At 69.8% G+C, this 12519-nt stretch carries 10 protein-coding genes; 9 read left to right on the top strand and 1 reads right to left on the bottom strand.

The genetic code is table 11. The annotated features are described in order from the left end of the window. Nucleotides 1–255 precede the first annotated feature (255 nt). From ACIBKX_RS20175 to ACIBKX_RS20155, 5 genes are all read left to right on the top strand, one after another. Nucleotides 256–1890: an ABC transporter substrate-binding protein gene (locus tag ACIBKX_RS20175; RefSeq protein WP_363271639.1), complete on the top strand. Its 1635-nt coding sequence runs from the start codon at nt 256–258 to the stop codon at nt 1888–1890. 79 nt (nt 1891–1969) lie between these two features. After that, nucleotides 1970–2893: an ABC transporter permease gene (locus ACIBKX_RS20170; RefSeq protein ID WP_363271638.1), complete on the top strand. Its 924-nt coding sequence runs from the start codon at nt 1970–1972 to the stop codon at nt 2891–2893. Continuing rightward, nucleotides 2886–3863 carry an ABC transporter permease gene (locus tag ACIBKX_RS20165; protein WP_363271637.1) on the top strand — a complete coding sequence of 326 codons (978 nt, stop codon included), beginning with the start codon at nt 2886–2888 and terminating at the stop codon, nt 3861–3863. Before ACIBKX_RS20170 ends, ACIBKX_RS20165 begins: the two co-directional genes overlap by 8 nt. A gap of 6 nt (nt 3864–3869) precedes the next feature. Beyond that, on the top strand, nt 3870–4883 hold the full coding sequence (locus ACIBKX_RS20160; protein ID WP_363271636.1) for an ABC transporter ATP-binding protein: 1014 nt from the start codon (nt 3870–3872) through the stop codon (nt 4881–4883). Continuing rightward, nucleotides 4870–6018, top strand: coding sequence for a dipeptide ABC transporter ATP-binding protein (locus ACIBKX_RS20155; protein ID WP_363271635.1), 1149 nt, complete (start codon nt 4870–4872; stop codon nt 6016–6018). The genes ACIBKX_RS20160 and ACIBKX_RS20155 overlap by 14 nt, the downstream gene beginning before the upstream one ends. A 171-nt stretch (nt 6019–6189) precedes the next feature. Here ACIBKX_RS20155 and ACIBKX_RS20150 read toward each other — a convergent pair whose 3' ends face one another. Next, nucleotides 6190–8361, bottom strand: a complete 2172-nt coding sequence (locus ACIBKX_RS20150) for a prolyl oligopeptidase family serine peptidase (protein ID WP_363271634.1) — start codon at nt 8359–8361, stop codon at nt 6190–6192. A 149-nt stretch (nt 8362–8510) separates the two neighbouring features. On the opposite strand from ACIBKX_RS20150, the gene ACIBKX_RS20145 reads away from it, so the two are divergent. From ACIBKX_RS20145 to ACIBKX_RS20130, 4 genes are all read left to right on the top strand, one after another. Further along, nucleotides 8511–8705, top strand: a complete 195-nt coding sequence (locus ACIBKX_RS20145) for a hypothetical protein (RefSeq protein WP_055698844.1) — start codon at nt 8511–8513, stop codon at nt 8703–8705. Nucleotides 8706–8736: 31 nt separating this feature from the next. Continuing rightward, entirely contained in the window at nt 8737–9666 is a 930-nt protein-coding gene (mshB, locus tag ACIBKX_RS20140; RefSeq protein ID WP_363271633.1) for an N-acetyl-1-D-myo-inositol-2-amino-2-deoxy-alpha-D-glucopyranoside deacetylase, read from the top strand. Beyond that, nucleotides 9663–10148, top strand: a complete 486-nt coding sequence (locus ACIBKX_RS20135) for a DUF6113 family protein (protein WP_363271632.1) — start codon at nt 9663–9665, stop codon at nt 10146–10148. Before mshB ends, ACIBKX_RS20135 begins: the two co-directional genes overlap by 4 nt. Nucleotides 10149–10290: 142 nt before the next feature. Next, the gene (locus tag ACIBKX_RS20130; RefSeq protein ID WP_363271631.1) at nt 10291–12468 is read left to right on the top strand and encodes a hypothetical protein; all 2178 of its coding nucleotides are present in this window, start codon (nt 10291–10293) and stop codon (nt 12466–12468) included. The last annotated feature ends 51 nt before the right edge of the window (nt 12469–12519 follow it).

The following is a 12519-nucleotide window of genomic DNA, read 5'->3' as shown; positions in this document are numbered from 1 at the left end:
GGCTTGCCGGGGGTCCGCGTGTGCCCCGTGAATGCGGGGGTGTGCCCGTCTCCCGCACCCGCTCCGCCTCCACACCTCCGCCACCGCCCCTGCGCCCCCCCACCACCCCCCATCCGGACGCATCCCCGTCCTACTACTCCCGGAAAGGCGCCCCAAAGATGCGGTACACCCCTCTCTGGGGTGTATTTGGGCCTAAGTACCTAATGAGTACCCAAGTACCCGAACTCGGACTCAGGCCTGAAAGAGAGGCACTCCATGCGTGGAGCCACGCACGCCAAGTGGGCCGCATGTGCGGTGACCGTCGCGCTTGCGGCGACCGCCTGCGGTGGTGGCGGTGACAGCGGTGGTGGTGGCGGTGACGGCTCCGGGATCGTGGGGTCGTCCTGGGGGGACCCGCAGAACCCGCTGGAGCCCGCGAACACCAATGAAGTGCAGGGCGGCAAGGTCCTCGACATGATCTTCCGGGGTCTTGTGCGGTACGACCCGAAGACCGGCGAGGCCAAGAACATGGTCGCCGAGAAGATCGACAGCAAGGACTCGCAGAACTTCACCGTCACGCTCAAGGACGGGTGGAAGTTCAGCAATGGGGAAGCCGTCACCGCCAAGTCGTTCGTCGATGCCTGGAACTACGGCGCGCACCTGAAGAACAACCAGAAGAACGCGTACTTCTTCGGCTATATCGAGGGATACGACAAGGTCCATCCGGAGAAGGGCGACGCCAGCGCCGACACCCTCTCCGGGCTGAAGGTCGTCGACGACAAGACCTTCACCGTCAAGCTCACCCAGAAGTTCTCCACCTGGCCCAAGACCCTCGGCTATCCCTCCTTCGCGCCGCTGCCCAAGGCGTTCTACGACGACCACGACGCCTGGCTCTCCAAGCCCATCGGAAACGGGCCGTACACGGTCGACTCGTACACCAAGGGCTCGAAGATGGCCCTGCGGAAGTGGGACGGGTACAGCGGCGACGACAAGGCGCAGAACGGCGGCGTCGACCTCAAGGTCTACACCGACAACAACACCGCCTACACCGACCTGATGGCGGGCAACCTCGACCTCGTCGACGACGTTCCCGCGTCCCAGCTCAAGAACGTCAAGAACGACCTGGGTGACCGCTACATCAACACCCCGGCCGGCATCATCCAGACGCTCGCCTTCCCGTTCTACGACAGTGAATGGTCGAAGCCGGAGAAGGCCAAGGTCCGCCAGGGGCTTTCCAGGGCGATCAATCGCGAGCAGATCACCGACACCATCTTCCAGAAGACGCGTACGCCCGCCACCGACTGGACGTCTCCGGTACTCGGCGAGGACGGCGGCTACAAGGAAGGGCTGTGCGGTGACCCCTGCGAGTACGACGCGGACGACGCGAAGAAGCTGGTCGAGGAGGGCGGTGGCATCCCCGGCGGCACGCTGAAGATCACGTACAACGCGGACACCGGCTCGCACAAGGAATGGGTCGACGCCGTCTGCAACTCCATCAACAAGGCCCTGGGGAACGACAAGTCCTGCGTCGGGAATCCCGTCGGTACTTTCGCCGACTTCCGTAGTCAGGCGTCCCAGCAGAAGCTCGACGGTGCCTGGCGCGCGGGCTGGCAGATGGACTATCCGCTGATCCAGAACTTCCTGGAGCCGAACTACTTCACGGACGCCTCGTCCAACGACGGCAAGTTCTCCGACAAGGAGTTCGACAAGCTCGTCAACGAGGCCAACGCGGAGACGGACACCGCAAAGGCGGTCGGCACGTTCCAGGACGCCGAGAAGATCCTCGCCGAGCAGATGCCGGCCATCCCGCTCTGGTACCAGAACGGCAGCGCCGGCTATTCGGACCGGGTCTCCGACGTAGAGCTGAACCAGTTCAGCGTCCCCGTCTACAACGAGATCAAGGTCAGCTGAGGACCGGGGAGCGGTCGTCCGGCGAAGGAGCAAGCGAAAACCTCGCCGGGCCACCGCTCCCACTACTTCCGGAGCCCCCATGGGACGTTATGTGATCAGGCGTCTGCTGCAGATGATTCCGGTCTTCTTCGGCGCCACGTTGCTGATCTTTCTGATGGTGAACGTGATGGGCGATCCCATCGCGGGGCTGTGCGGGGACCGTAAGTGCGACCCCGCCACAGCCGCTCAGCTGAAGAAGGAGTTCGGCCTCGATAAGCCCGTGTGGCAGCAGTACGTGACGTACATGGGCAATGTCTTCACCGGTGACTTCGGTACCGCCTTCAACGGGCAGAAGGTCACCGAGCTGATGTCGACGGCCTTCCCGCTCACCATCCGGCTCACCATCGTCGCGATTCTCTTCGAGATCGTCATCGGGATCACGCTGGGCGTCGTCACGGGGCTCCGGCGCGGGCGGCCCATCGACACCGTCGTACTGCTCGTGACGCTCGTCGTCATCGCCATCCCCACCTTCGTCACCGGCCTCCTGCTGCAACTGCTGCTCGGCGTCGAATGGGGAATCATGAAGCCGTCGGTCTCGGCGGAGGCGCCCTTCAACGAACTGATCGTGCCGGGGCTTGTTCTCGCCTCGGTCTCGCTCGCCTACGTGACCCGGCTGACCCGGACCTCCATCGCCGAGAACCGGCGCGCCGACTACGTCCGTACCGCCATCGCCAAGGGACTCCCCAGGCGCCGTGTCATCACCCGGCATCTGCTGCGCAATTCGCTCATCCCGGTGGTCACCTTCATCGGCACCGACATCGGCGCGCTGATGGGCGGCGCGATCGTCACCGAGCGGATCTTCAATATCCACGGCGTCGGATTCCAGCTCTACCAGGGAATTCTGCGGCAGAGCACACAGACCGTCGTCGGGTTCGTGACCGTGCTCGTCCTCGTCTTCCTGGTGGCCAATCTGCTCGTCGACCTCCTGTACGCCGTACTCGACCCGAGGATCCGTTATGCCTGATGCACAGGAGCCAGGAGGAGCAATCGCCCCGACCGGTGCCGGGGGTGCGATGGACCTCGCGGCGACCGAAGGGGCGACGCTCGAGAAGACGCCGGGCGGGCCCGAGGGCACCGGGCCGTCGGCCCCCGCCCGCAGCCTCTGGTCCGACGCCTGGCGCGAGCTGCGCCGCAACCCGGTCTTCATCATCTCGGGCCTCATCATCGTCTTCCTCGTCGTCATCTCGATCTGGCCGTCCCTGATCGCCTCCGGCAACCCGCTCGACTGCGATCTCGCCAACGCCCAGAAGTCCTCGATCTCCGGGCATCCGTTCGGTTTTGACGGGCAGGGGTGTGACGTCTATACGCGGACCGTGTACGGCGCCCGTGCCTCGGTCACCGTCGGTGTCTGCGCCACGCTCGGCGTCGCCATCCTCGGCAGCGTGCTCGGCGGGCTCGCGGGGTTCTTCGGCGGGTTCTGGGACGCGATCCTCTCCCGGATCACCGACGTCTTCTTCGCCATCCCCGTCGTACTCGGCGGCCTGGTGCTCCTCTCGGTCGTCACCAGCAACACCGTCTGGCCGGTCATCGGCTTCATGGTGCTGCTCGGCTGGCCGCAGCTCTCCCGCATCGCCCGCGGCTCCGTGATCACCGCCAAGCAGAACGACTACGTCCAGGCGGCACGGGCGCTCGGCGCCTCCAACTCGCGGATGCTGCTGCGCCACATCGCGCCGAACGCGGTCGCCCCGGTGATCGTCGTCGCCACCATCGCACTCGGTACGTACATCGCGTTGGAGGCGACTCTGTCGTACCTGGGAGTGGGGCTGAAGCCGCCGACCGTCTCCTGGGGCATCGACATCTCCGCCGCCTCCGCCTATATCCGCAACGCCCCGCACATGCTGCTCTGGCCCGCCGGGGCGCTCGCGATCACCGTGCTCGCGTTCATCATGCTCGGCGACGCGGTGCGCGACGCCCTCGACCCCAAGCTGAGGTAGCCGCCCATGTCACCCACATCGCCCACGCTGCTCGAAGTGCGCGATCTGCACGTGGAGTTCCGGACCAGGGACGGAGTCGCGAAGGCCGTCAACGGCGTCGACTACAGCGTCAGCGAGGGCGAGACGCTCGCCGTGCTCGGCGAGTCGGGCTCCGGGAAGTCGGTGACCGCCCAGGCCATCATGGGCATCCTCGACATGCCGCCCGGGAAGATCACCGGCGGCGAGATCGTCTTCCAGGGGCAGGACCTCCTCAAGCTCAAGGAGGAGGAGCGGCGCAAGACGCGCGGCGCCGGCATGGCGATGATCTTCCAGGACGCCCTGTCGTCCCTGAACCCGGTGCTCAGCGTGGGCGCGCAGCTCGGTGAGATGTACGTCGTCCACCAGGGGATGTCGAAGAAGGACGCGCGGGCCAAGGCCGTCGAACTGATGGACCGGGTCCGCATCCCGGCCGCGAAGGAGCGGGTCGGACAGTATCCGCACCAGTTCAGCGGCGGTATGCGCCAGCGCATCATGATCGCCATGGCGCTCGCGCTCGAACCGAAGCTGATCATCGCCGATGAGCCGACGACCGCCCTCGACGTGACCGTCCAGGCCCAGGTGATGGATCTGCTCGCCGAACTGCAGCGCGAGCTGCACATGGGCCTGATCCTCATCACCCACGACCTGGGTGTCGTCGCGGACGTCGCCGACAACATCGCCGTCATGTACGCGGGCCGCATCGTCGAGAAGGCCCCCGTGCACGAGATCTACCGGCGCCCCGCGCACCCGTACACGCGCGGACTGCTCGACTCCATCCCGCGTCTCGACCAGAAGGGCCAGGAGCTCTTCGCGATCAAGGGGCTGCCGCCGAACCTCATGAACATCCCGCCCGGCTGCGCCTTCAACCCCCGCTGCCCGATGGCCCAGGACATCTGCAGGACCGATGTGCCGCCGCTCGCCCAGGTCACCTACGAGGGCCTGACGGCCGATCGCCGGAGCGCCTGCCACTTCTGGAAGGAGACGCTCGATGCGACACGGTGAGGGCGGTGCGCACGTCAGCAAGAAGCATCTGGAGGAGGAGGGGCAGACGGCGCGGCAGCTGCTCGACAAGGCGCGCGGGGAGGCCGAGTTCGCCGCGCACGGCTCGGCGTCCGGCCATGAGCCGATCCTTCAGGTGCGGGGCCTGGTCAAGCACTTCCCGCTCACCCAGGGCATCGTCTTCCGCAAGCAGGTGGGCGCGGTCAAGGCCGTCGACGGCGTGGACGTCGACCTCGGTGAGGGCGAGACGCTGGGCATCGTCGGGGAGTCGGGGTGCGGCAAGTCGACGGTCGCGAAGATGCTGGTGAACCTGGAGCGGCCGACCGCCGGGGAGATCCGTTACAAGGGCGAGGACATCAGCAAGCTGTCGGGGCGCGCGCTGAAATCCGTCCGCCGCAACATCCAGATGGTCTTCCAGGACCCGTACACCTCGCTGAATCCGCGCATGACGGTCGGCGACATCATCGGGGAGCCGTACGAGATCCATCCCGAGGTCGCTCCGAAGGGGTCGCGGCGCGGGAAGGTCCAGGAATTGCTGGACGTGGTGGGACTGAACCCGGAGTACATCAACCGTTATCCGCACCAGTTCTCGGGCGGGCAGCGGCAGCGGATCGGGATCGCGCGGGGGCTCGCGCTGCGGCCCGAGATCATCGTGGCCGACGAGCCGGTGTCCGCCCTCGACGTGTCGGTGCAGGCGCAGGTCGTGAACCTGCTGGACAAGCTGCAGAACGAGTTCAATCTGTCGTACGTCTTCATCGCGCACGACCTGTCGATCGTGCGGCACATCTCCGATCGGGTGGGGGTGATGTATCTGGGGCGGATCGTCGAGATCGGCACGGACGCGGAGATCTACGAGCATCCGACGCACCCGTACACGCAGGCGCTTCTTTCGGCGGTGCCGGTGCCGGATCCCGATGCCCGCGAGCAGCGCGAGCGGATTCTGCTGAGCGGGGACGTCCCTTCGCCGGCCAACCCGCCCTCGGGCTGCCGCTTCCGCACCCGCTGCTGGAAGGCGCGGGAGCGGTGCGCGCTGGAGGTTCCGGCGCTGGCGGTCCCGGCGGAGTTCCGGGATGTGGAGGGGCCTGCGGCGCATGACTCGGCGTGCCACTTCGCCGAGGAGAAGCAGGTCGTTCCGTAGGGACGTGCGGGGCTTGGGCCTTAAGGGGCCGGGGCCTTAACACGGGAGCAATCGCGCCGTCGCCCCCGCGATATACGTCGCCCGCACCATGGGAGACGTACGGCCGTGCGGGTGCCGTAGATCGGCCGGGGTCTGCCATGTCGCCCCGGCCGATCGCCGTCTCCGGGAAGGTCAGGAAAGACCCAGCGAACGCTTCAGGAAGTCGACCTGGAGCAGCAGGAGGTTCTCCGCCACCTGCTCCTGGGGGGTCATGTGCGTGACGCCCGAGAGGGGGAGGACCTCGTGGGGGCGGCCCGCTGCCAGCAGGGCCGAGGAGAGGCGCAAGGCGTGGGCCACGACCACGTTGTCGTCCGCCAGGCCGTGGACGATCATCAGGGGGCGGTGCGGGTCCTCGGGGGCCGCCAAGCCCTCCTCCGTGACGAGGGAGTTCAGGGCGTACGGGGCCGGGTCCGAGGCCGGGTCGCCCAAGTACCGCTCCGTGTAGTGCGTGTCGTAGAGGGTCCAGTCCGTCACCGGAGCCCCGGCCACCCCAGCGTGGAACACGTCGGGGCGGCGCAGGACCGCCAGCGCCGCCAGATAACCGCCGTACGACCAGCCCCGGACGGCCACCCGGTCGAGGTCGAGGGGGTACGAGGACGCCAGGTCCCGCAGCGCCTCCACCTGGTCGTCCAACGTGAGCGTGAAGTCCCGCAGGATCGACTTCTCCCAGGCGGGGGAGCGGCCCGGAGTGCCCCGGCCGTCCGCCACGATCACCGCGAAGCCCTGGTCGGCGAACCACTGGGACGTGAGGTACGGATTGTGGGCCGCGACCACCCGCTGGCCGTGCGGACCGCCGTACGGATCGAGGAGGACGGGCAGCGGTCCCGAGCCCTCCTTGTAATCCGTGGGGAGCAGGACGGCGCACGGGATCTTGCGTGCGCCCCCCTCCGTGAGCGTCACGCGCGGCGTGAGCCCCGGACGCTGGGCGTATGAGGCGACGGTCGCCAGCTGCTTGCCGTCGCGCAGTACCTGGACGCGAGTGCCCGGCTGGTCCAGGGTGGCCGACACGAGGACCGTGAGGCCGCCGGAGCGCACCGCCGAGTGCACTCCGGGCTCGGTGGAGACCCGCTCGACGCCCAGTTCATTGACCCGGTAGACATGCACCTCGCCGGTCTCCGGGGCCGTGGCCGCCGCGCCCGCCGACGCCGAGACCAGGACATCCTCGTCCGCCACGTCGAGCACCGCGCGGACGTGCAGCTGCGGTCCCGTCAGCGGGCGTTCACCCACCGCCAGGACCCGGGCGCCGCCCTCGTCGACGATGCGTACGAGCTTGCCGCTGGGGGACCAGGACGGGGCACCGGGGAAGAGTTCCAGCCATTCCGGATCCTCCTCCGCATGCACCATGCGGGTCGATCCGTCCGCCGGGTCAACCGCCAGATAGAGCTGGCTGAGCTGGTCCCGCGACTGGACGAGGAGCAGCGGCGCGCCCGCCGAGGACCAGTGCACCCGCGCGAGATAGGGGTAGCGGGCGCGGTCCCACGTCACCTCGGTGCGCTCGCCCTCCAGGGACACGACGAAGAGGCGTACGTCCGCGTTGGGCGTGCCCGCCGCCGGATAGGCGACCCGCGCCGGCTCGCTCTCCGGGTGCGCGGGATCGGCGATCCACCAGCGTCGTACCGGAGCGTCGTCGGCGCGCGCGACCAGCAGCCGGTCCGAGCCCGGCGACCACCAGAAGCCCCGCGAGCGGCTCATCTCCTCGGCCGCGATGAACTCCGCGAGGCCGTAGGAGACCGTGTCCTCCTCGTCCGGCGCGGGGCCGGCAAGAACCCGGTCACCCTCGCCGTCGGCGCCCGTCACCCGCAGGGCGCCCTTGGCCACGTACGCGATGTGGCGGCCGTCCGGCGAGGGGCGCGGGTCGATGACGGGGGAGGGCGTGGACAGCTCGCGTGCCGTGCCCGCGCGCAGCTCCGCGGTGAAGAGACGGCCCGACAGGGCGAAGGCGGCGAGCTCCACCGCCGCGTCCGTCGCATAGCCCACGATGCCCGCGCCGCCCTCGCGGCTGCGCTCACGCCGGGCCCGCTCCGCGGCGGAGAGCCGCTCGGCGGCGCCGTTCAGCAGGGCCTGCGGGTCCGCCGCCACCCGCTCGGCGACCCCGTCCGCCAGGTCCAGGACCCAGAGCTGGTTCGCCCGGTCGGTGCCCGAGGACGAGCGCAGGAAGGCCACGCGCGACCCGTCCGGCGCCACCGTGAACGCGCGGGGCGCACCGAGCGTGAAGCGCTGTGTGCGGGCGTGCTGTCGAGGGAAGGAGAGCCGCTGCGCGGGACGCTCGGCGGGCCCGGTGATTCCTTGGGTCTCGGTGGTCATCCCCCGAGCCTATGGGGCATGCGCCCCCTTGTGCTGCCGTGCTCCGAGTCATGCGTACCCACGGATAGTTATGATCCGTAGCGCTTGGTGGGTATGAACCTGCTGGCGTCCGCACTGGTGCAGGGTCTGGGACTTGGAGGTGAGCCGCCGTGGCACTCTCGATTTCGGCGGTGGTGCTGCTGGCGATCATCGTCTTCTTGCTGGTCAAGAAGTCAGGGCTGAAAGCGGGGCACGCGGTCGTGTGCATGCTGCTCGGCTTCTATCTGGCGAGTTCCTCCATCGCCCCGACGATCAACGAGCTGACGACGAACGTGGCGGGGATGATCGGCGACATCAAGTTCTGACCTGCCGTCGGGGTGCTCGTAGGGTGGTCCCATGACGGAACTGCCCGCCCGGCGTCTGCTGCTCGTGCACGCGCACCCCGACGACGAGTCGATCAACAACGGCGCGACGATGGCCAAGTACACGGCCGTCGGCGTCCATGTCACGTTGGTGACCTGCACGCTCGGCGAGGAGGGCGAGGTCATCCCGCCCGAGCTCGCCCATCTCGCGCCCGACCGCGAGGACGCGCTCGGCGCGCAGCGCATCGGCGAGCTGGCCGCCGCGATGAAGGAAGTGGGGGTCACCGACCACCGCTTCCTCGGCGGCACCGGGCGCTACCGCGACTCCGGGATGATGGGCGTCGAGCAGAACCGGCGGGCGGGCGCCTTCTGGTCCGCCGACCTCGACTCCGCCGCGGCCCACCTCGTCGAGGTGATCCGCGAGGTGCGGCCGCAGGTCCTCGTGACGTACGACCCGGACGGCGGCTACGGCCACCCCGACCACATCCAGGCGCACCGCGTCGCGATGCGCGCCGCCGACCTCGCCGCCGAGGCGGCCTTCCGCTCCGATCTCGGCGAACCGCACACCATCTCCAAGATCTACTGGAACCGCGCGCCCCGCTCCGTCGTCGAAGAGCGGTTCCGGTGGATGGAGGGTGCCCTGCGGCACTCGCCGTTCACCACCCCCGCCGTGGTCGCCGACGTGCCCGGTGTGACGGACGACGAGCGGATCACGACGGAGATCGACGGGACCGCCTTCAAGCAGGCGAAGGCGGCGGCGATGCGCGCGCACGCCACCCAGATCGAGGTGCAGGGGCCGCTGTTCGTCCTCTCGAACGGGCTCGCGCAGCCGATCTTCGACGTGGAGTACTACGAGTTGGTGCGAGGAGAGGCCGGTGCGATGAACGGCGGACGTGAGACGGATCTGTTCGCGGGGCTCGACGGTCTCGAAGGTGTGGGCCACGAAGGAGTGACGGCGTCGTGAGTTCCCGTTCCCGCGCGTCATCGGCGTCCTCCGCTTCCGGCAAGCCGAAGGGTTCCGGTCCGGCCTCCGCTTCGGCCACCGCCACGGCGGGCGGCAGCGCGCTCGCGCAGCCGCTCAACCCCGGCCGGATCGGCGCCTACATCCTGCTCTTCGCGCTCGGCGCGGTGATCGGCACGGCCGGTGCGCTCGTCCAAGGGGGCTGGTTCCCGGGCGGGTTGCTGCTCGCGCTGCTCGGCGCCGCCGGGCTGTTCCACGGAGGTTCGCGCGCCGTCGGCACCAGAGCCGGGGCGGTGGCGCCCGCGGCGGGCTGGCTCGTGGCCGTCATGCTGCTCACGGCCACCCGGCCCGAAGGGGACTTCCTCTTCGGCGCGGGGCTCGGCTCCTACGCCTTCCTGCTCGGCGGAATGGCGGTCGCTGTGATGTGCGCCACCCTCGGCCAGCGGCCGCAACCAGGCGGGCCCGCCGCCCGACTTGGCAAGTGACGTACCACTTCAGCCCGTGCCCCGCACGGGTTTGACGGCGGTCACAGGATGAGTGCCGACGGCGGCCAGTATGGTGGTGCGCGCCGCCGAGCCGCCCGCGTTAGGTCGAGACGGGCGGCGGAGCCAACCGGGAGAACCTGCCTTGAGTCGTGAAACTGACAGTTCGTCCTCCGGGCCCCAGGGGCGCGGTGGAGCCGCTTACCCCTCGGGGACGCCGCCGTACGGCTCCTCCGCGCAGGGGCCCGCGTCGGACGGCGCCGCGGACGGTGCGCAGCGGCAGGCCGCCGAGGGGCGGCCCGACGAGCCCAAGACCGAGACCACGCTGACCACGCGCATCCGGATCAACATCCCCGGGTCGCGCCCCATCCCGCCGGTCGTCATGCGGACGCCCGTCGGTGACGGAGACGCGGGCCCCGGACGTCCGGAGGACGCGGCCGGTGCGCCGGAGCGTCCCGCCGCCGGGAACGGCTCGGGTCCCTCCGCTTCTGCTTCCGGGTCCGCTTCGGGCATGACCGGCGGCTCCACGGGCGGTCCCGGCGCGGGGGGTTCCGCGCCTGCGGGCGCGACGTCCTCGGGCGCTTCGGGTGCCTCGGGCGCTTCGGGCGCCCATGGGGCTCCGGGTGTTCCGGCCGCTCCGGCGGAGGAGAAGACCAGCGACTGGTTCGCGCCGCGCAAGAGCCCCTCGGGCAGTGGGGCGAACGGCGCGGGCGGCGGTGCCGGTAGTGGTAGCGGTAGCGGTGCGGGCAAGAGCGGCAACAACGGCTCCGCGCCCGCCGGTTCGGGTTCCGGCGGCAGCGGCTCCGGCACCGGCTCCTTCGACGTGTCCGGCGCGGTGGCCTCCGGTCCTCTCGGTACGCCGCAGAACGGAGACCGGCAGCGCGGCGACCTGCCGTACTTCTCCGGAGGCGGCGCGGACGAGACCGGACCGAACGGCCCGACCGGACCGACCACCGGTCCCGTGACGGGCGACGCCCCCCTGGGCCCGCCCCGCAGCCTCACCGGCCCTCCCAACGGCGTCACCCCCACCCCCCGTTCGGGCGCGGGCACTGGCACCGGCACCGGCATGAGCGACGACACCGCCATCCTCACGCCCCAGAAGCCGGGCCCCGTCACGGGCCCCGGCGGCGCCCCGCGTCCCCCGGCCCCCGGCCAGGGCGGCCCCGTCTCCATCCCCGGCGGCCCGACCGCGCCCGCCCCCGGTGCCAACGTCTCGGGCGACACGCTGACCAGCGGCATCCCCGTCGTACCGCCCGCCCAGAACTCGCCGTTCGCCACCGGCCCGCACCCCGACGAGCCGGTGCCGCACACGCCGCCGAAGCTGCCCGAGCCGGTGCAGCCGAACGTGCCCGCCGCCGCGCCCGCGCCCAAGAAGAAGGGGCGCAACAAGCTGGTCCTGGTCGGCGTCGCGGTGGTCGTCGTGGCCTGCGGTGCGTACGGCGCGGGCCTGTTGATGAACCACGCCGACGTGCCGAAGGGCACCACCGTGCTCGGCGTCGACATCGGCGGCGGCACGCGGGACGAGGCCGTCAAGAAGCTGGACGCGGCGATCGACGAGCGCGTCGAGAAGCCCCTGAAGCTGTCGGTCGACGGCGAAGAGGTCACGCTCAACCCGGTCCAGTCCGGCCTGACGGTGGACAGCCAGGCCACGGTCCGCGAGGCCGCGGGCAGCGACTACAACCCGGTGTCGGTGATCGGCTCGCTCTTCGGCGGCGAGCGCGTCGCCGAGGCCGAGATGCCGGTGGACGAGGAGAAGCTGGCGGCCGCCCTGGAGCGTGCCGCGGGCGCGTCCGGTTCGGCGAAGGAGGGCTCGGTCAAGTTCGTGCCCGGCAAGGCCGTGCCGGTGTACGGCAAGGCGGGCAAGGGAATCGACGTCGACGCCGCGACGACCGCGGTGGCCGAGGCGTACAAGAAGCAGGTCGAGACCGGCAGCGCGGGCACCGTCGAGCTGCCCGTCACCACGCGCAAGCCGACGGTCTCGAACGCCGAGGTCGACAAGTTCATGACCCGGTTCGCCGAGCCGGCGATGTCCGCCAACGTCACGATCAAGGCGGGCTCGAAGTCGATCCCGTTCGGCCCGGCGAAGTCGCTCCCGAAGGTCCTGCAGACCCAGGTCCTCAAGAACGGCACGCTGCAGCCGCACTACGACCTGGTCGAGCTGAAGAAGCTGTACGGCAATGTCTTCGACGGCGTCCTGATCCAGCGCGGCAACGGCGACAAGACGCCGGTCCAGCCGACGGACGTGGCCAACGCGATGAACAAGGCGCTGGTCGGCAAGACGCCCGCGGAGCGCGTCGGCGTCATCGCCACCAACGGGAGCTAGCGCCTGTGCCGAGTGCGGGATGACAGATGTCATCCCGCACTCCCCACACAC

The organism is Streptomyces sp. NPDC050658 (assembly GCF_044457025.1).
In the GTDB taxonomy this organism is placed as follows: Bacteria; Actinomycetota; Actinomycetes; order Streptomycetales; family Streptomycetaceae; genus Streptomyces.
Note: the sequence above shows the minus strand (reverse complement) of the source record. Positions and strands in the feature narration are given on the sequence as shown.

What these genes read in the sequence shown, in the direction of transcription:
- ACIBKX_RS20155 (WP_363271635.1), top strand. Translation starts at nt 4,870, where the DNA reads ATGCGACACGGTGAGGGCGGTGCGCACGTCAGCAAGAAGCATCTGGAG.
- mshB (WP_363271633.1), top strand. Translation starts at nt 8,737, where the DNA reads ATGACGGAACTGCCCGCCCGGCGTCTGCTGCTCGTGCACGCGCACCCC.
- ACIBKX_RS20150 (WP_363271634.1), bottom strand. Translation starts at nt 8,361, where the DNA reads ATGACCACCGAGACCCAAGGAATCACCGGGCCCGCCGAGCGTCCCGCG.
- ACIBKX_RS20175 (WP_363271639.1), top strand. Translation starts at nt 256, where the DNA reads ATGCGTGGAGCCACGCACGCCAAGTGGGCCGCATGTGCGGTGACCGTC.
- ACIBKX_RS20160 (WP_363271636.1), top strand. Translation starts at nt 3,870, where the DNA reads ATGTCACCCACATCGCCCACGCTGCTCGAAGTGCGCGATCTGCACGTG.
- ACIBKX_RS20165 (WP_363271637.1), top strand. Translation starts at nt 2,886, where the DNA reads ATGCCTGATGCACAGGAGCCAGGAGGAGCAATCGCCCCGACCGGTGCC.
- ACIBKX_RS20170 (WP_363271638.1), top strand. Translation starts at nt 1,970, where the DNA reads ATGGGACGTTATGTGATCAGGCGTCTGCTGCAGATGATTCCGGTCTTC.